This is a genomic window from Paraburkholderia sp. BR10936 (genome assembly GCF_040965735.1).
In the GTDB taxonomy this organism is placed as follows: domain Bacteria; phylum Pseudomonadota; class Gammaproteobacteria; order Burkholderiales; family Burkholderiaceae; genus Paraburkholderia; species Paraburkholderia nodosa_A.
Genome location: NZ_JBFRCM010000014.1, coordinates 91,079 through 109,937 on the forward strand (window position 1 = coordinate 91,079; position 18,859 = coordinate 109,937).

Below are 18,859 nucleotides of genomic sequence, written 5' to 3' on the forward strand. Positions count from 1 at the left end.
GAATGTGTCGAGCTTCGATGACTGCTGGATGGCTTCTGGCAAAACCGGCTCACGGCACGTTTTCCAGCTAAGCCAGGCGAACACGGACTGGAGGTTGCCCACGAACTTTGCCTTCCTGACGATCTCCCTTGTCAGTCAAAGGCCGCTGAGTCTTAACCCGGATGTCGCCGTCGAATGCCATCGCGTCAGAGTCTTAGCGTCCCGCCACTTGGGCCGTCACCGTCGAAGACGGTTCACCGGGGAGCGAAGCTCGTTGTACGTCCTCGGGCCACACCGGCTCACGACTAGTCAGTTGCGCAATGTAATGCAATAACACCATCAGGCACATTGGAACCGCGATCACGGTCGCCAGCAGCCAAAGGGCGGCGTTTGCCCTGCGAACGGCCTTGAAATTGGAAAACAACACACTCGCCGATGCCCTCAAGGACGGTCCTTCGGGCAAGTACTCCTTGATAGGTGGAAGCGATTCCGGGCCGTCTTCCATAAACTTTCGAACGAATTCGAAGTTCGCCAGAAGTTGCTCAAGAACGTTCGCCCCCACGCTGACGTCTCCGATCCCCCGTTGACCGTACGTTTGCCAAAACTGAAGGTATTGACGATGGTTTTATTGTCCTCGGCGAGCACGAAACATCTCAGGACGGTTGGCGCACCGCCGAAGAGCGGCGAAGACGTCTGCCGGTCAGTGAAGAAGAAAGCTTTGTCCCAAGGCACGGCAACGACCCCGTTCTTGCCGTTATGGCGGAAGGCATAGACCATCCGGTTTTTCCTGTTAAACCGAATTGTCTTGTGCCGGTAGTTGAAGCAGTCCTTCAGCAAAATGCCGGCACAAAACGCGCATCCTATGGCACACGGCACAACCAGTGTCCAGAAAATCGCGCTGCTATGAGTGAACAACACGAACTGCCAGCCAAAATAGGCAAATCCGGGAAATCCGACGAGAAAGGCCAGGGTTGCCCAACCCACCTGCTGGTATGAGGTATCGCAAATGTCCAAATAGATGTTGTTCATTCGAAAGACCATGTGCTTGTCTTTCGCATCGCTTGCCGCCGGCTTGCGGATATCGAGGCGACGCGCGCACTCCTCCGCCGTCACGGGGCGATTTATGGATACCTTCGTCAGATAGTCGTAAGTCATATAGCCTTCAAGTCGCTGCGAACCCCATCGCCGCCGCTGCGGAAGCTCCAATGCCAACTTGAGGCCAGAATCCAAGAAACGGCAACACTTCCAGGCGACAGAGTCGTCTTTCCGATAAATCGCTTACGCACGATACGTCCGAAAAAGTGGTCACGGCATTTCAATTCAGTTATTCGATCACATCAGGGCTCGATCGACAGTTGGTCGGCTTTGACCCATCGAACCAGATGCTTGCCGGAAGCTGTGACGTAGTCGACATAGGCCCACCCGGCAGGCGACTGCTTCAATACCGTCACCGTATCGTTCTGGACTAGATAGGCGCGGCTCGCGTGGCTATCATCGGGTGCCGTATAGAGCGTTGCATTATGTGCCGACACAGTCGCCGCACGGTGCCGGTCATCCGCGACTGCAGACTCTAACGTATGTGCCGCGCCGTCGTTGGCATTCGACAGTGCGGCGTCTATCAATCGCGCATCGTTGCTCGCGCCTGCGGCATGCAAAGCAGTTGCAATCTTTTGATAGGCCTCGCGATTAATGGACGACAGCGGATCGCACCGCAAGAGATTGTCCGCACCGGAATCGTCGTCGATTACTAATCGTACCGGCTGACCGGCGCTGATGAAGCGCAGCAGCCTGCTCGCCGACGGACGATCGCGCTTCAGCATCACGTTCGTTTGATCCTCCGTTCCCCACTGTGCGGGCTGGCCAGCCTGCCAGCCCGCTCCGCATATCGCACCAGTTTGATCGGCGGTAATACACCCCGTGCGTATCTCAATGACAGGACAGTACTCCCGGCTCAGGACGGACTCCGCTTGCCCCGGCCCAGACGATACCGTCCCCGATTCGACTCGCCCTATAACAACAAATTGGCCGGACGGCGAAATATCGCTCTCGCTCGGCGGTTCAATTGCAGCCCCGCCAGCGTTCGTTTTGCCAGTTCTTGGCAGCAGGCTGAACGTCGCTCCGTTCGGGAAATAAAATACTGCCTGTTGCCAGGACCGCTCGGCCAATGGTGCTTGAGGGTTCGATGCGTTGCCGTAAAGAATGGCTGCCCCACCCGGTAGAGCGAAGCGGAATGTGGACGATGTTTCGGAGGCAAGTGATGGCGTAGCAGCGCCGTTGGTCAGGAGAAAAGCGGTGGCAATCCCCGTGCCGATACGAACAGCATCCAAGCAAACTAAGCTGATTCGAAACTGCAGGTTACTTGTCTTCATAGATTTTGAAGTCTTCTTTCTCAAGATGGCATTCCCAAGGCTTGGACCAGATGCTGATATCTTCCCGGCGCGACCGACTCGCCGTTGACTTGCGCCATAGAGCGCGATGGCCCGTAATCTTGCAGGATACTTGTTTCGTATGCAGACCTGTTCGCCCCCCATTCTGCCGGATTGTGCGACGCCTGCGGATTGTGTTGAAAAAAGCGATCCAACGAAGTTTTCATACTGACTGGTGTTGCACGGGGCCAGTTGACGTCCTGATCCAGCACGGTCGCACGGCCGAGCGCTGACTGAAGATAATCCTTGATCGGATAAGCGTAGCCGCTAGGTGTCTTGTTGATAGCCTGATTAAGCCGATCGACGAAGTCCTTGATTTGCAGCTCTTGGTATAGCGGTGACGACACAGCGTGCGCCATCGACGCGACAGGCGGGCAGTTGACCGGCTTGCCAAAAGTGGAGATGGAACAATCGCGCCGTAACGCAGTGTAAAGCTCGTCACCAATGATCCGGGCGCCACTCGTAAATGTCGAATGCGCGTACCCCAGCGAAGCATCGCTGCCCGAACCGGTAACGGTCCAGCCGCAATTAGCAAAATACCGTTGGTACTCAGCAGGATGCGCGTCTCGAAACGCAGCGATCTGGGTGGCCAGTTCGCCTTGGCTTGCCGAACCACGGATGGTCTTCTGCATTGCCCCAGCGCTGATGATTGCTACATCGATCGCTTGAACCGTATCCACCTTGCCTTCATTCTGCGACATGGCGCGCAGAATCCTTTCCTCGGTCTCGCTTAGGGTCCCGTTGGTCCGCATCGTCGCCAACGCCGGACAGTTGCCCAGCGAGATCGAACCCGAATGCTGCGGGCCATACCAATACGTATTCGCATCCTTCTTGAAGCGCGTTCCGGTCACCGTTACGCAGCAGCCGCAAGCACAAGCGTCGGGATCGAAGAAATTCCCCACGATCCCCACCGGATGCAAATGATAGACACTCGGTGCCGACACGGGATTCAGTGCCGCCTGGCAAGCATCCCACATCTGCAACAGCTTGATCCGCTCTTTCTCCGTCTTCCAATACGGCAGACCATCATGCATAAAAGAGTCGAGCGCGTCCCATTTGCTCATCGGGCCGCCCCACTCGCTCTCGTATTTCACGACCAAATGATCGATACGACTCGCGCGCCATTTCAGGTCCAATGCAGAGAGCAGACTCCGTCCACCGATCTTGCCTTGCGGGTCGCTCCTTGGCGTCAGAATCTCATCAAGCTTTGCGATCAGCGCATCGCTTTTCGCCGTGTTGAAACTCGCCTCGAACGCGCTCTTTTCGTCTGCAGTTGCGTTGTCGCCTTTCAGGTAAAGGTAACGTTTGTACATATCGGCTGTCGTCAGATTCGACGACAGCAATTCAAATCCGGCCCATGCCCATTTGTTCTGCAGCGAGACATTCGGCTGTCCGGATGCGCAAACGAACCCTTTGACCGTCTTCATACTGGCATCGCCCGCATCGACCTCGTACCACTTGCTCTTCTTGTCGTCCAAATGTTCGGTCAGACCGGCGATATTAACAACGCGCGTGTAGTCGCTGCTTCCAGTGGGCGCCGCCGACAACGACAACGGAAAGGAATTCCATGCGCGTCGTGAGTCTTTGCTTGCCAGCTCACTGCGCAAAATCCAGTAATCCGTTGCGCTGTTGGCGCCAGCCGCCTTGGCCTGCACCTTGGTCCACATGCCCGTCTGTGGTGCGTCTTTCGCAACCGTCACCGCAGTGTTCGCGGGCAACGTAAAATCGCCATCGGTCTTACAGCCGTACAGATTCGCCCCTTTCGACAGCACCAGTTGTGTCTTTGGCTCCTGCGTCAACTGCGCCGCACGCGCGCGGCTGCGCGCTAAAAACGCCTGTAAATCGTCGCCTGCGAACACCTCGACATGCAGCAACGCACGTTGCGGACTCGGCGGCAAAGTCGACGTATGCTCGACATTCTGATATTCACCCAGATAGCCGATCACGTCACCGGCACCAATGCGTACCGGCGTGGGCAGCACATAAACGCTGTCGAGGGCCGCAGGATCGATCTCGCCATCGAGCCACGGGATAAATACCCAGCCATGCGACGCATCCGCCGGCGCCTCTTTTCCGGGCACAAGCGGGACGATGCCACCGGAAACGATGCTGGCAATGCGCCCCCAGTTCTTCGGCGCATGTGCCAGACGTTGAAGTTTAACTTTGCTGCCCGACGGCAAAATTCCAATGTTCTCGCCCACATGGCCATGGTTGTCGCGATGCACATGCGAGCCTTTGATCGGCTCCCCGTCCTTGACGTTCTCTTGCTTATCGGTAGCGCGCTTCTCGTTGACGGTGTAAAGCGGTTCGGCGTTGTAGTAACTCGGCCAGGTCTTTTTGTTCTTGTCCTGTTCCGAATGCTTGTATACCGTGCAAGGCGCCAAATGCATGTATAAGCTGAAAAAGACCAGCGAATCTGCCGGGTCCGTGCTCAACTTGTTCGGTTGGTTGTTCGCGGGCGTCTGCGACGGAGTGCCAGTTGGATGCGACGCATTGTTAGGCGCATTCGGCGCATTCGCCGGCACCGCGGGCAAGGTCAGCCTATGTTTGACCAAGGTGAAGCTTCGCGAATATAGCGCCGTCGATTTGTCTGGATAAGACAAATGCTGGTAGTCGCTATCGAGCCGGTAAGCCACGACCACACCGTCCGCGATACACCGTACGCCGCCGCTGCGGTCCATTGCGCTTTCGCCTGCCGTCGGCGACGCGCCGATCTCATCTAGATGAATCCCGCCATGCCATAGACCGTTCAAGCCCAAAGGGAAGGCGCCATCGCTGCCCTGGAGTGCGGCCAGATAGGCGTCCGGGTCCACTGTTCCTGCCGCATTTTTCTGTGGAAAGGGATAGGCCCATTGCGAGACCGGGGTCAACGTATCGCCATTGTCGGCTGCCATGCTGTTGGTTTCCTGATTATGCTCATAAAAGCACCGTGGGTGCGCAGGGCGTCCTGCTCGCTCCACGAAGCGCTTATCCCGAGAATGAGGTAGAACGCTTTGGTTTGCCGTCCGCCGCTACCCATGACGGGAAGTTCGTGTCCAGGCGCGTCGGTCCCGAGAAATTGTGCGCCGTCCCCTTCACATCGACCGTCCCAGGCGCGTGGACCTGGATATTGCCGTCGGCGATCCGGATATAGGCGCCGCCACTCGTCAGCAAAATTCCCGTCTTTGCCGAGATTGTGACCATATCGGTCGCCGAAATTACCGTCAGCCCTTTCTGCGCCGCCAGTTCGATTGCATCCGACTGCGCTTGCAGCTGCACGGGGCCCTTGCCAGCAAACAATTTGATGCCAGCGTTCTGCGCGAAGAGACTTATTTTCTCCGCCACGCTCGCCACGAGTGACTTCCCGGTGGCAATAAACGTGCTTTTCCCGCTCACTAAATTAGTTTGCTGATCACTCGCCAAATGCACTGACTGCTGCGTCGACAGCGCGATACCAGACGGACTCGCGACCAGCATGACGGGCGACTTGAACGCGTTCGCATTGCCGGTGCCACCTCCAGCCGTTCTGCCACCAGACGATGCCCCACCCTGCGCACTGCTCTGTGTCGCATCGGTAAAGGACTTGAGCGCATCGTGCCCGTCACTGAGACTCTCCGCCTGATGCGCCTCACTAGCCTGCGACATCGACTCAACCACGCTCTTGGCGCCCATGAGTTGCTGTCTGGCCTCGCTCACGTCCAGTTGCTGGCTGCCAGCCTGTTTAGGATGCGTCGTGACGTACAGCCCCTGCGAAGCACGCACCGCACCGTACGAATCCGTCTTCAGATCGAATCCTGATCCAAGGTATGAACCGCGCGTATTTCCGCTCTGGTCGATCAGATACCCCAGATGAAGCACACTGTTCCCCGTACTGCTGAACAACCTCGCCCGATTCTGCCCCGTCGCATCGTCGAGCACCATTTCATTAAAGCCGGAACCCGAATACTCCTTCGACCGGTAGCCCGAGAGAATACCGTTGCTGTGCCACTGCGGCTGGACACTCCCGTTGTAGACGCGATGCAGGACGATGGGCCGATCGCAATCTCCGCCCACATACCCGATCAGCACTTCTTCACCGACCCGAGGAACGTGAACGCTCCCGTAACCGCCGCCCGTATCCGACTGCGCGACCCGCACCCAACACGAAGCACCCGCATCTCCGGAATTCTGCCGGTCCCAGATGAACATCACCTTCACCCGGTTCAGTTCGTCCGTGTAGACCTCTTCGCCCTGCGGCCCCACTACGATAGCCGTCTCCAGGTGCATCTCCGGCTTCTTGTGCTCGAACGGGCTGCGATAAGGAACCGTCACGCGTTGCGCCTCGACCTCCACCAGATAAAAACCGGCGGAACCATCTTCCTGGGTCACAGTCTCTCCGGTGTGCCCGGATTTGGCCCGCGCCAGTTCGCTCTGCAGGCTGTGGGGAAAGCTCGCTTCGTGGTCCGAAAGCGGCAGGTTGTTCTCGATGTACCGGCGCACGTTGATCGCGGCGAATTCTCGCTGGCTCGCCGAATCGTGATCGTGTTCCGGGTGACCGGTCAATTCGAAGCGCAGTCCCGCATCGATACCGCGAACCCCACCCGCCGCGTAGAAGCGCTTGGCCCGCGATTCCCACTCCTCCAGATGAACCCTTGAAAGCTGCTCGCCGCGGGTCTGGTCCAAGTAAGTGTACGCGCCGGTGTATTCATAAACCTCGGCCTGCTCTGGCAAATCCCCCTGGTTCGCCATCGTCGGCAGCGTTGTCCCTTTGGGATTGACCGCGGACGACGGCGTCTTGTAGTCGAACGTGCGCGTCGTATGCGCCGTGCTCTGCAACGTCCGCGAGCCCGACCACTGCGTGAAGGCGTCCGTTTCGCTGCCAGTGCCCGACCGGTAGAACGTAACCGGATTAGGCGACACCTCATCGAGTGTGTGGATGTCGTCGGTCACCACCAAGGTATGTGACTTGCCGTCCTTCGCCTGCCGCCAGAAGCCGAACAGACCTTCTTCTTCCATCAGCCGGTGAACAAAGTTCCAGTCGGTTTCGCTCTGCCGACAATACGAGCGTTGCGGCAGCGGCTTGCTCAAGGCGAACTGGAACTGGCCGCGCGCCTGCGGATGCTCGTTGAATACGTCCGTGATGATGGCGTCGGCGCTCTTGTCCTGCCAGTACCGCATGTCGCTGCGGAACCGCAGAAAGTGCATCCATGAGGCGTAGGTCAGCTGGTAACTCGTGAAGCTGCCGTCCGCGCCGAGCCTTCGGGCCGTATGAATATAGCCGTTGACCGGGAGATAGGACTTGTCCGCTTGCTGAATCCACAGCGTCATTGGTTGCGCGATGAGTTTCTTGAGCTCGATGTCACCCGCCGTGGACACGAGGTCGAGCGTACCGCTGAAATCGCGCCCCAGCTCCGAACAAAGAACTGCCCTGCGCGGCACGAGCGCACTATCCGGCAAGACCGGAATATCGGCCTTGATCAGGCGGTCCTGCTGGATCAGACCGCCCTGAATGACCTGCACAAGTTCAGTGAGATTCATGCTCAACCCGCATCATCGGTCTTCACACCCAGCATCTCGCGAATCTGCGCGAGCGTGCCATCGTCTTTCACCACGGTCGAAAGCCACTTGTGCAGCGGCATCTCCGCCCATTCCGCCGCCTTGTCCGCGAGATAGGCGGCGGGGCTATGCGGTTCGGTCTCGCGAAAGAAGACAGCAACCGCGCGCAGTTGCGCAACGGCTTCGGCACGGCTCTGTATGCCCGCGTACGCGCGTACCGGCATTCGAATCGGATTCGCCATGGTGTCCTCAACGGCCAAAGGTGTCTTGAAGCTTGGTTCCGCGCGTTCGACAGCCACGGGCGAAGCGGCCGGCTGCACGGCAGGCTCCAAGGCCTCCGCATTCAGGTTCACGCCCACGTCACGCGCGAACCGCTCCGCAAGTCCATACACGCTCTCGCTGGCCTCGCGCGCTTGCCGGAAGCTCGGCGCCGCATCACCGGCTCGCGCCTCGAGCACCATATCGAGCGCAGCGAGAGCGGCTTCGAATGCTTTCAACTGCGTGAGCAACGTTCGATAGAACGAAGCCGGCGTGGCCCGCTTCGAGGCGTCGATCTGCTCCACCGAAGGCTTGCCGCGCGCGATATCGTCAGCGTGGTCCGGATCGCGCTTGACGGCCTGCGCGACGTGCATCGCGACATCCCAGTCGATCGCGCTGAAAGCCACCCCCGACTGCGTGAGCGGCACCGAACGCAGCAATTCCGCCGTGCGGCCCGCAAGCCACGCGACATTGCCGAGGCGGTACTCGGTATCGTCGCCTTCGGGTAGCGGATGCACTTGCTCCCAAAACTGCTCGACCAGTCCACTCAGGAGCGCATAGCCCTGCGTGAGGCCCGGCACGCCCTCCTGAATCGCGAGCGCCTCGGTGAGCCACACGGCGAGCCGCAAGTCCTTCGTCTGCGTGCGCAGCAACGCCGTGCAGCGTTCGACGACGAAAGGCCAGTCGGCTTCCTTGATCTCGGTGATCCACTCGCCCTGGTCGAGCGACGGGTCGTCGAAGCGTCGTGCATGCTGGATCGCGTCGAAATCCGCCGAAAACAGCAGGTCGGCGCCGCACGGCGACGCTTCATTAATGGGCGCTAGCAGCGCGGTCGTGTCAGTCGACATGGCGTTCTACAGAAGGGCTAAGGCGTCGGGCTTCGAGCGAAGCATGGGGGTCGCATATCAACGTCATGGTCATTGCACCTCATACTCGAACTCACCCGCATCATCGGCGCGCACGCTCACGCGCGCGAGCGACGTGCCCTGCGCAATGCGCTCCAGAATCTGCTGTGCGAGTTCCGGCAAGAGCGTGCCGTTCAGAATGTGATCGACGTTGCGCGCGCCCGAATCGACTTCGGTACATCGCGCAAGCACCGCATCGACGAGTGACTCGTCCCATTCGAATGTGGCGCCGTGGTTTGCCTCGACGCGGCGGCGAATGCGCTCGAGCTTCAGCTCGATGATCTCCGCGAGCACGTCGTCGGAAATCGGGTAGTACGGCACGACTTTCATGCGGCCGAGGAAAGCGGGCTTGAACGACTTGTACAGTTGCGGGCGCAGCAACTCTGCCAGCGCTTCAGCGTCAGGCAGTTCTCCAACGGACTTGTTCAGGCAGGCCTGCATGACCGCAGTCGAGCCCACATTCGACGTGAGGATGATGAGCGTATTGCGAAAGTCGATCGCACGGCCTTCGGCGTCGTCCATCGTGCCTTTGTCGAAAACCTGAAAGAACATTTCCAGCACGTCGGGATGGGCCTTTTCCACTTCATCGAGCAGCACGACCGAATACGGGTTCCGGCGCACTGCCTCGGTCAGCACTCCACCCTCGCCATAGCCTACATAGCCGGGCGGCGAGCCCTTCAGGCCCGATACGCTGTGCGCCTCCTGATACTCGCTCATGTTGATGGTGATGAGCTTGCGTTCGCCACCGTACAGAATGTCGGCCAATGCGAGCGCCGTCTCCGTCTTGCCCACGCCGGACGGTCCCACGAACATGAAGACGCCACGTGGCTTGTTCGGGTCCTCCAGATTCGCGCCCGCCGTGCGCACGCGCTGCGCGATGGCTTCTAGCGCATGATCCTGGCCGATCACGCGCTCGGCCAGCAGCGGATGAAGATTCAGCATGGTCTGGATCTCGTCCTTCACCATGCGGCCCAGCGGAATCCCGGTCCATGACGCGACGATTTCCGCCACCACGTGTGCGTCGACCTGCAGCGGCACCATCGGCGCGTTCTCCTGCAGCACGTGCAGGCGCGCGATGAGCGGAGGCAACGATTCGCGCGCGGCATCGGCTTCGCGCATTCGTTCGGATGACGTACTGTCTTCGCGCGCCGCGTCGATCTGGCCGCGCAGTTTCGTGATCTGCGCCACGAGTTCGCGCTCCTCGGCGTGGCGCGCCTCGCTTTCTGCCAGTTCGCGAGCGGCAGTGTCCCGCGCCTCGCGCAGCGCCACGAGGCGCCCCTCATGCTCGGCGCCATGCACGGTTTCCCGCTCGAGCGAGGCGATCTCCGCTTCGATACGTTCGATGCGCTTCTTGCCGTCATCGATCGCACCAGGCGTCGCGCCCTGCGCGAGCGCCACTCTGGCGCACGCGGTATCGAGCACGCTCACGGCCTTATCGGGCAGTTGCCGCGCGCTGATATACCGGTGGGAAAGCCGCACGGCCTCGGTAATCGCCTCGTCGAGAATGCGCACGTCGAAGTGGCGCTCCATGAGCCCCACCATGCCGCGCAGCATGGCCGCCGCGAGCGTTTCGTCGGGCTCCTCGATCTTGACCACCTGAAAACGCCGTGCCAGTGCCGCATCTTTCTCGAAGTAACGCTTGTACTCGCTCCACGTCGTCGCGGCGATCGTGCGCAGCTCGCCACGCGCGAGCGCGGGCTTGAGCAGGTTCGCCGCATCGTTCTGGCCGGCCTGACCGCCTGCGCCGATGATCGTATGCGCCTCGTCGATGAAGAGCACAATGGGCTGCGCACTCTTCTTGACCTCGTCGATCACGCTTTTCAGACGGTTCTCGAACTCGCCCTTCACGCTCGCGCCGGCCTGCAGCAACCCCATGTCCAGCACGCGCAGCGCAACGCCGCTCAGCGCCTCTGGCACATCGCCCGCGGCGATGCGCAGTGCGAGCCCTTCCACCACGGCCGTCTTGCCCACGCCCGGCTCGCCGGTGAGGATCGGGTTGTTCTGGCGGCGGCGCATCAAGATATCGATCGTCTGACGGATCTCCGCTTCGCGCCCGATCACCGGGTCGACAAACCCTTCGCGCGCACGCTGGGTCAGGTCGGTCGTGTAGGTGTCGAGAGCAGGCGTTTTCGACGCAGCGACACTTGTTGCGCTTCCGACCTCGCCACCAGCTTCTGCCGCGCCTTCGACAGGCTCGACCTCGACCGAACCGAGCGTCACCTCATCAAAACGATGCTTGAGTTCGCCGACAGGAATCTCAGCGAAACGCGCCGACATGCGCTGCGCGAACTGCGCGAGATCGGGCGCGCTCAACAGCGCGAGCAGCAGATGACCGGAACGGATGCGCCCGATCTGCGAGTCGAGCGACGCAATCAGCCAGGCCTGCTCGAACAGCGCGATCAAATGCGGCGAGAACACCGGCGTGCGCGTATTGCCCATCTTGAGGCGTTGCAGTTCGCGCTCCAGATCCGCACGCAGCGCATGCACATCGACGCGCGACGCACGCAGCACGCATGCGAGGTCGCTGGCCGGTTCTTCGAGCAGCGCGAGCAGCACGTGCTCGAGGTCCACTTCGTAGTGCCCGCGCGACAGGCACGCACTGGCCGCACGCTCGGTAGCCAGCCGGCAAGTCGTGTTCAGCTTCGCGATCAGGGTTTTCAGGGGCGTGCTCATGTCGTCCGGTCCGGCCTCGGGTCTCGTGTGTTCAATGAATGACGTGCAGTTCGTAGCGTGCGTCGCGGCGCTCGCGGTCGGCTTCGTGCGTGCAAAGGAAAGCATCCCAGCCCAGACGCGCGCCGGCGCCCAGGCGGCTCGGCCCGACTTCCTCGCGGCGCAGCACCAGCAGCACCTCGTATTCGAGCGTCACGCGCGCGAGCAGCGTGAGCATGCGTTCGAGCGCGAGCGCGTGTTCCGCGCCCGGCAGGAAAGCCTCATAGTCGGCCTTCGAAAGCGGCCCGATCACCAGGCGCGCACGCATGTCGCGCTGCCAGACGCGCTCGCCCGCAAGCGCCGTTGCACCGAGCATCACGTTGCGCTGGCCGAGCATGGAAAGCTGGTCGGGCGGCACGTCGTACCACTTGCCCACGAACTGCTCGACCTGCACGGGCACGCCGAAATAGTCGGAGAGCGTCTGGCGCAGATACGCGGCGGAAACTGGCTGATGACGCGCGGCCACCGCATGCCCCGCGATCGCCTCGTCGAAGAGCGCGCCGCCGCCTTCCTGCAGGCTCTCGCGCGACGCGTCGTTGGCCACGCCCGCAAGCGCGAGCAGCAGTGGCAGATAGCGTTCGTCGCGATCGAGTTCGTAGTGCAACGGCAGCCGGTACTTTTTCCACGCCGAATAGAACAGCGCCGTGGCGCGGTTCGAAAACACGTCGAAAAACTCGCGTGCCGCGCGGTCGCGCCGCAATTGCTCGCGCGCGACGATCTGCTCGGTGTAGTTCAGCGGCAGCGCGCCTTGCGCGCCCAGCAGCCCGAAGAACGCGGGCGTGAGATCCACGCGTTCGAGTTCGCCTGCATCGAGCGCCGCCGTGCGCTGGCCGGCATCGGCCAGCGGCGCGCCAGCCGCGTCATAAGACACGGCAACCGCGATCTCGCTGGCAGGAAACGCGAGCGACAGCGTGTTGCGAAAGCCGATACGCTGTGGGAGCACGTCACGCTGCCGCGCGCCGGCCTTGTCGACGAACCAGCGTTCGAGCAGGCGCACCGCCTGGAAAAAACCAAAGCGGTGCGGCTCATCGAGCAGCCGCTCGATTACGCCAGAATCGATTCGCCGCTGCGGGGGCTGCATCGCATGATCTCCTCGCCGGTGCGCCGCGAAACGACGACCAGTTGCACGAAGCTGTTGATGTGCACGTAAAGCCCGAAAAACACGTCGATGACGCGTACGAACGTTCCGAGGCTCGTGCCGACGAAGTGATCCTCATCGACGGTCAGGCGGATTTCGATGCCGCGCACAAAGGTCGCGAACGGCTTGCCGGGCAGCCATTGCACGGCGGCGCGCTGCTCGACGTCGACGATGCCGTCCACGTGCCGCGCCGAAACCGCCGTGCGCCGCAGGTCATAGAGCGCGAGCATTTCCTTGAGCGTGGTGGCGCCGTGGTTCACGAGCGAGACGTGATTGAGCGCGAGATGCGAAATGAGCCGCCAGTGCGCGGCCTGGCGGCGCTCGAAGCGCACGCAGGGCGTCGGCCGCATCAGGAGCGCGATGCTGCTCGCCATCGCGCCGCCCTCCAGAAACAGATCGCCGCCTTCGAGCCCGGTCGCGAGCGCAGTGGGCAAATCGCGGTTGGTACAGGTCAGATCGAGGCTCAATGTTTCGTTTTGCTCGGTATCGACTTCGAAGTCGATATCGACGATCGAGATTTCGGTTTCGTAGCCCGGACTCTTTTGCGCGACGGCTTCGTCGCGCCGGGCGAACCAGTAGTGGCCGGCCCGCATCGATTCCCCATGCCGCAGCGAATAAAAAGGCCGGAACTCGACGACCGTTTCTTCGTGTGCGCGTTGCCGCACCAGTTGCACGGAGTCGATCGAATAAACTTCATAGGCGAACGCGCGCCGGCCCTCCGCCACCACCGGATACGAGACCGCCTGATGATCGAGGCGAATCGGCTCGCCGTGCTGCTTGAAGAGGTTCACCACGGGCGTGCAGAAAAGCCGCAGATGGTGCGCCGCGAGTGCGTCGAGCAACCGTGCCACGTGCGAGTCGCCGCGCACGTCCTTGAGCACGATATGAAGCGTGAGTCGCTGGCAGCGGCCCGCCGCGGCGGTCATTGCCGCGAGGTCGAAGTCGACGAAATCGAACTTGTCCGGAAACGCAAAATACTCCGTGAGCAAGCGGTACGCAGGGTGCGATTTCGCGGGATAGTCGATCAGCGCGTCAGCCGCGTCGAAGCCGGCTTGCGCGAACGGCAGCGCGGAGAGAGCGCGCCAGCGGCCATTGCGTTCGGGCTCGGCGTAGGCGGCGATCGCGTGCACGAAGAGGCAATCGCCGAGCGCCGCGATGAACGACTGCTCGCCGTGCAGGTAAGTGCGCAGCCCGCCGCTTCTCCACGCAGAAAGGTCGAACTGCGGCGACGTCGACTCGAACGTGATCGACAGGACGCCGGTTGCATTCGGCGGGAGCACGGTCGCGCTCGGTGCGATCGCCGCCGGCACGTAGCGCGCCTCCGAAACGCGGATCGGCGCGAGTGTCACGTCATAGGCGGTGCGAAAGCGGCATTGCACGCCGCGGATCGGCCGGGACTTCAGTTCCGTGCCGCGCTCGATCACGGCCGGCTCGGTGAGATTGCCGAGCGCGCCCGCGGCGCCGAACTGGGCGATCGAGCACGAGGGGAATGGGCGCAAATAATGCGGGTAGAGCACCTCCAGCAGCGCCTCGGTGAACTCCGGGTAGTCGTCGTCGAGTCGCTTGTTGATGCGCGCGCCGAGCAACGCGAACGATTCGATCATCCGCTCGACGTGCGGGTCTTCGCAGTGCTCGCCTGTCATCGCGAGGCGGGCCGCGATCTTCGGGTAGCGCTGGGCGAATTCGCGCGAATAACGCCGCAGGAACGACAATTCGCGCTCGTAATACGGCAACAGCTCTTCCATCGGTACGCTCCCGCCCCCCAAAACTACCTTTGTGTCATGCCATGTCGCGCGCCGCCGGTCGCGGCCGCGTCATGCTTTTGCGCGTGCGCGCGTGACCGAATACTGCAGCGTCGATGGCTGCAGCATCGCGTCGAAACTCACCGGCTCTTGCGCCGGATGCACCACTAACAACGCCTGAATCGCGAAGTACAGTGCGTTGGTCGAGCGCTCGTTCAGTTCGAGCGTCACCGTTACGCGCTGCAAACGCGGCTCGTGCCGCTCGATCGCCTGCTGGATCGACTTGCAGATGAACGCGCGGTCGTAATGACTCGCGAGGCTCAAGCCAGCGAAATCGTTCAGCCCGTAGGTCAGGATCGAACGGCGGCACTCGGGCAACATCGCGAGTTCGTGCTCGGTGAACGCGATGCGCGAATTCAGGATCGACTCCAGATCGCGCGCAACGGTCGCCTTGAGCTCTTCGATCGAGAACTGCCGCAATGCCGCCGGTGCCGGCGAATGCGGATCGTCGTCGAAGAGCTTGTCAAGCAGTCCTGGCTCGAAACGCTTCATCGGTTCAAATAGAGTCGGTCAGCCAGATGAAACCGGCGCAGGCATTGCACGCGATCGCGCGCGCCGCCTGCGCACGCCGCGTCAGACCGCGTAGGTCTTGTCGTTCTTCGTGAGGCTCCATGCGCCTTGCGCATTGCCGCCCTGGTTGCCGCCGATCTTCTGCTGCGTGTACTTCCACTGCACGGCCGCATACTTCAGCGAAAACTGCTCCGTGGGCAGCCCTTCGCCGACCACTTCCGGCGTGATGCTGGAAATGATCACGTATTTGAGCTTGATTTCGAGGTACTTGATGCGGTTACCCTCGCCGTCCGAGCGCATGAAGTCGATCGTGACTTCGTCGAAGGTCGTGCCGCCCGAAGCGTGCTGATAGAGCAGCGGGCTCACCACGTCGATGTCCTTCAGGAAGCGCATGTCGGCATGCTCGCAGCGCTCGACCGTGTGACCGCCCGCCGTCGAGGCCGTTGCCGAACGCGGCTGCAGAATCGAGTGATTCCACGAATCGATTTCGATCCAGCCAGCATGGTCCTTGTCCTGCGACTCGCCCTTGATGGCCGGATTGCCGAATTTTAGATAGATGTCCTTCATAACGCCTCGACTCCCCAGAGTGGTGGTTTACGGTAGTTTGCTAACGCGGGCCCGAGGGCGATGCCCCCGGGTTGCTTCCCGGTGCGATCCGCTGGATAGCGGACCGCTCCTGCTCAACTCAGTTGCGCGCTCGCGCGGTTTTATGCATTCGCCGGCTTCGGCAGATCCGCCACGAGCCGCAGCGAAATCGACAGTTCGTCGAGCTGGAAGTGCGGCCGCAGGAACGCGACCGACCGGTACGAACCCGGCTTGCCCGGAATCTCGCTGACCTGGATCGATGCCTCGCGCAACGGAAACTGCGCCTTTTGTTCCTGCGAGGCGTTGTCGTCGAGCAGCACGTACTGCGAAATCCAGCGGTTCAGGAACACTTCGACGTTCTGCGCGGACGCGAAGCTGCCGATCTTGTCGCGCATCATCGCCTTCAGATAGTGCGCCACGCGCGACACCGAGAAGATGTATTGCAGCTGCGCCGAAAGCACGGCATTCGCGTTCGCGTTGTCGGTACTATATTTTTTGGGCTTCTGCACTGACTGTGCGGCAAAGAACGCAGCGTAGTCCGAGTTCTTGCAATGGACGAGCGGAATGAAACCGAGGTCGCTCAGTTCCTTTTCGCGCCGGTCGGTGATGGCGATTTCGGTCGGGCATTTCAGCGCGATCTCGCCGTCGTCGGTCTTGAACGTATGCGTGGGCAGGTCTTCCACGAGGCCGCCGCCCTCCACGCCGCGAATCGCCGCGCACCAGCCGAAGTCGTCGAACGCCGCGGTCAAACGCGCCGCAAAGGCCCATGCCGCGTTACACCACAGGTATTTTGCGTGATCCGTGCCGTCCACGTCTTCGACGAAATTGAAGCCTTCCGCCGTCGCGCCGTCCTTCGGATTGAACGGCAGGCGGCCGAGAAAGCGCGGCAACGTGAGACCCACGTAGCGCGAATCTTCTGCGTCGCGGAACGACTTCCACTTCGTGTATTCGACGGTGTCGAACACCTTGCCGAGGTCGCGCGGCTTGCCGAGGTCGGCGAAAGACTCGAGCCCGAGCAGTTCCGGTGAGGCCGACGCGACGAACGGCGCATGCGCCGCCGCCGCGACATGCGACATCTGCTCGATGAAATACATGTCTTCGGGCTGGCGCGTCACTTCGTAGTCGCCGATCAGCGCACCGAAGGGCGCGCCGCCGAACGTGCCGAACTCTTCTTCGTAGATCTTCTTGAAGAGCGCGCTCTGGTCGAATTCGACGGCGGTCTTGAAGTCGCGCACGATGTCGCGCTTGGGCGCGTGCAGCGCCTTGATCTTGATGGTCGAGCCGGTATTGCTTTCCTTGCACAGATACTTGAGGCCGCGCCAGGTGCTTTCGAGCCCCTGGAATTCCGGCGCGTGCATCACGGCACTCAGCTGCGCCGAGATCAGGCGGTCGAGTTCGGCCACGCGGGCATCGATCGTCGCGGAAAGATTGCTCGAGACGATCACGGTGCCTTCCAGCACCTGATGCACGAGCTCGCCAATGAGGTCTTTCGCGCGAGCGTGCTCGGATTCGGATTTGGCCACCTTGCTCTTTTCGACGATCTCGTCGAGCAACGAGGGCGCGGCCTTGGCTTCTTCCAGGGCCGGTGCGCGAACTGCGCCAGTCTGCTGATTCATGTCGATCTCCCCTCGCGCTTATTGCTCGTTGCCGTCGCCGGATTCGTTGCGCTCGCCACGATCCGCTTCGCCAGCGCCGCCCGTGTTGCCCGCGAGCGCCTGCAATTGCTGCGTATTGGCCAGCACCTCGCTCAGCAGGTCTTCGAGCTTGTCGTTGCCGGCGAGCTTGTTGCGCAGGTCCGCGAGCTTCGAGCGCGCCTCGAGCAGACGACGCAGCGGCTCGACCTGCGCGACGACTTCGTCGGGATTGAAGTCGGCCATCGAACGGAAGCGCAAGTCCACGGCGAACTTGCCGCCCGCCTCGCTCAACCGGTTCTCGACCTGGAACGCCGCGCGCGGTTCGATGCCCTTCATGACGTCGTCGAAATTGTCACGGTCGATATTGACGAACTTGCGGTCGCGCAGCCGCGGCTGTTCGACTTCCGACTGACCCGCGAGATCGCCCATCACGCCGACTACGAACGGCAGTTCCTTCACCTCAATCGCGTCGCCGAGTTCGACTTCGTACGTCAACTGGACGCGCGGCGGCCGCACTTTCTGCAAGCGCTTCTGAATACTTTCTTTCTTGGCCATCGAGGGCTCCCCTGTTCGAGTCGTTCAAGACCTGTTGTCAGCAATTCACCGCCGTGCGGTTCAGCGCAGTGCGCTGAACGGATCGGACGCACCACCGCTTGCCGCCGCTTTGGCCGGCGCCGCTTTAGCGGGCGCGGGCGCAGGAGCCGCAGCCGCGGTGGCTGCGGGCGCGGACGGTGCAGCCTCGGCTGTTTCAACGGGCTTCGCCGCCGGCTTCTGCACATGGCGAACGATGCGGCGCTTCTTCAGCGCGGGCTTATCCGCCTGCTCGGGCGGGAACAGCGAATCCTCGCCGAGCGTGTCGCGCAACTGCTTCGCGAGCGCCTGCGCATCGGACTTCGCATCACCCTGTAGCGAGGCATCCTGGCGCAGTTCGCCAAGCGACTGCGTCGCGACGCGCAAACCGGCCACGGCCAGCACGCTCTTCGCGGCGCGGTCGGTCTGATCGCGCTGCAGCGCTTCCTGCGCCGCCACGATGGCTTGTCCATAGTGTTGCTGCTGGAACTGGATCTGCGCGATGCGCGACCACGGTTCTTCGCGCGTGGGATCCGCAGCGGCGAGTTTCTGGTAAAGCGCGATCGCGCGATCCTGATCGCCGCCCTTCGCCGCGGTATCGGCGTCGGCTAGCGCCTTGTTGAATGCGTCTGGCGATGCCGCGAGATTATGGTCCTGCGTAGCGCAGCCCGCGATTACCCCGCATGCCAGCACCACCCCGGAGAGCCTTGAAATGACCCGGTTTATCATTCTTTCACCAGCGTGTAATTATTAATTCGATGGGAGGGAACTAGAGTTTTGCTTTAGCTCTAGCGCGCGGGTATAGTACAGCCCAAATTTTGATAATTCA

13 protein-coding genes are annotated in these 18,859 nt (G+C 61.5%); all 13 read right to left on the reverse strand.

The genetic code is table 11. The features are described from left to right. Positions 1–420: 420 nt before the first annotated feature. Positions 421–1,134, reverse strand: a complete 714-nt coding sequence (locus tag AB4Y36_RS26675) for a hypothetical protein (protein ID WP_368604414.1) — start codon at positions 1,132–1,134, stop codon at positions 421–423. A gap of 182 nt (positions 1,135–1,316) precedes the next feature. Further along, positions 1,317–2,372 (reverse strand): hypothetical protein, encoded by a 1,056-nt coding sequence (locus tag AB4Y36_RS26680; protein ID WP_368684585.1) that lies wholly within the window; start codon positions 2,370–2,372, stop codon positions 1,317–1,319. Then, positions 2,369–5,299 (reverse strand): hypothetical protein, encoded by a 2,931-nt coding sequence (locus AB4Y36_RS26685; RefSeq protein WP_368684586.1) that lies wholly within the window; start codon positions 5,297–5,299, stop codon positions 2,369–2,371. Before AB4Y36_RS26685 ends, AB4Y36_RS26680 begins: the two co-directional genes overlap by 4 nt. Before the next feature lie 73 nt (positions 5,300–5,372). Next, a complete protein-coding gene (locus AB4Y36_RS26690) occupies positions 5,373–7,901 on the reverse strand; it encodes a type VI secretion system Vgr family protein (RefSeq protein ID WP_368684587.1) in 2,529 nt (842 codons plus the stop codon). 2 nt (positions 7,902–7,903) lie between these two features. Beyond that, entirely contained in the window at positions 7,904–9,025 is a 1,122-nt protein-coding gene (tssA, locus tag AB4Y36_RS26695) for a type VI secretion system protein TssA (RefSeq protein ID WP_368684588.1), read from the reverse strand. A gap of 69 nt (positions 9,026–9,094) precedes the next feature. Further along, positions 9,095–11,755: a type VI secretion system ATPase TssH gene (gene tssH, locus AB4Y36_RS26700; RefSeq protein ID WP_368684589.1), complete on the reverse strand. Its 2,661-nt coding sequence runs from the start codon at positions 11,753–11,755 to the stop codon at positions 9,095–9,097. 31 nt (positions 11,756–11,786) lie between these two features. Continuing rightward, positions 11,787–12,872, reverse strand: a complete 1,086-nt coding sequence (gene tssG / locus AB4Y36_RS26705; protein ID WP_368684590.1) for a type VI secretion system baseplate subunit TssG — start codon at positions 12,870–12,872, stop codon at positions 11,787–11,789. Continuing rightward, positions 12,836–14,674 carry a type VI secretion system baseplate subunit TssF gene (gene tssF / locus AB4Y36_RS26710; RefSeq protein ID WP_368684591.1) on the reverse strand — a complete coding sequence of 613 codons (1,839 nt, stop codon included), beginning with the start codon at positions 14,672–14,674 and terminating at the stop codon, positions 12,836–12,838. The genes tssG and tssF overlap by 37 nt, the downstream gene beginning before the upstream one ends. A gap of 69 nt (positions 14,675–14,743) precedes the next feature. Next, a complete protein-coding gene (gene tssE, locus AB4Y36_RS26715; protein WP_069266628.1) occupies positions 14,744–15,223 on the reverse strand; it encodes a type VI secretion system baseplate subunit TssE in 480 nt (159 codons plus the stop codon). Between the two features lie 81 nt (positions 15,224–15,304). Beyond that, on the reverse strand, positions 15,305–15,808 hold the full coding sequence (locus tag AB4Y36_RS26720; protein ID WP_028206760.1) for a type VI secretion system tube protein Hcp: 504 nt from the start codon (positions 15,806–15,808) through the stop codon (positions 15,305–15,307). A gap of 140 nt (positions 15,809–15,948) precedes the next feature. Then, positions 15,949–17,442, reverse strand: a complete 1,494-nt coding sequence (tssC, locus tag AB4Y36_RS26725) for a type VI secretion system contractile sheath large subunit (protein WP_368684592.1) — start codon at positions 17,440–17,442, stop codon at positions 15,949–15,951. Positions 17,443–17,460: 18 nt separating this feature from the next. Further along, complete coding sequence (gene tssB, locus AB4Y36_RS26730) at positions 17,461–18,015, reverse strand: type VI secretion system contractile sheath small subunit (RefSeq protein ID WP_342948797.1); 555 nt, start codon at positions 18,013–18,015, stop codon at positions 17,461–17,463. A gap of 60 nt (positions 18,016–18,075) precedes the next feature. Further along, entirely contained in the window at positions 18,076–18,759 is a 684-nt protein-coding gene (locus AB4Y36_RS26735; RefSeq protein ID WP_368684593.1) for a tetratricopeptide repeat protein, read from the reverse strand. Positions 18,760–18,859: the final 100 nt, after the last annotated feature.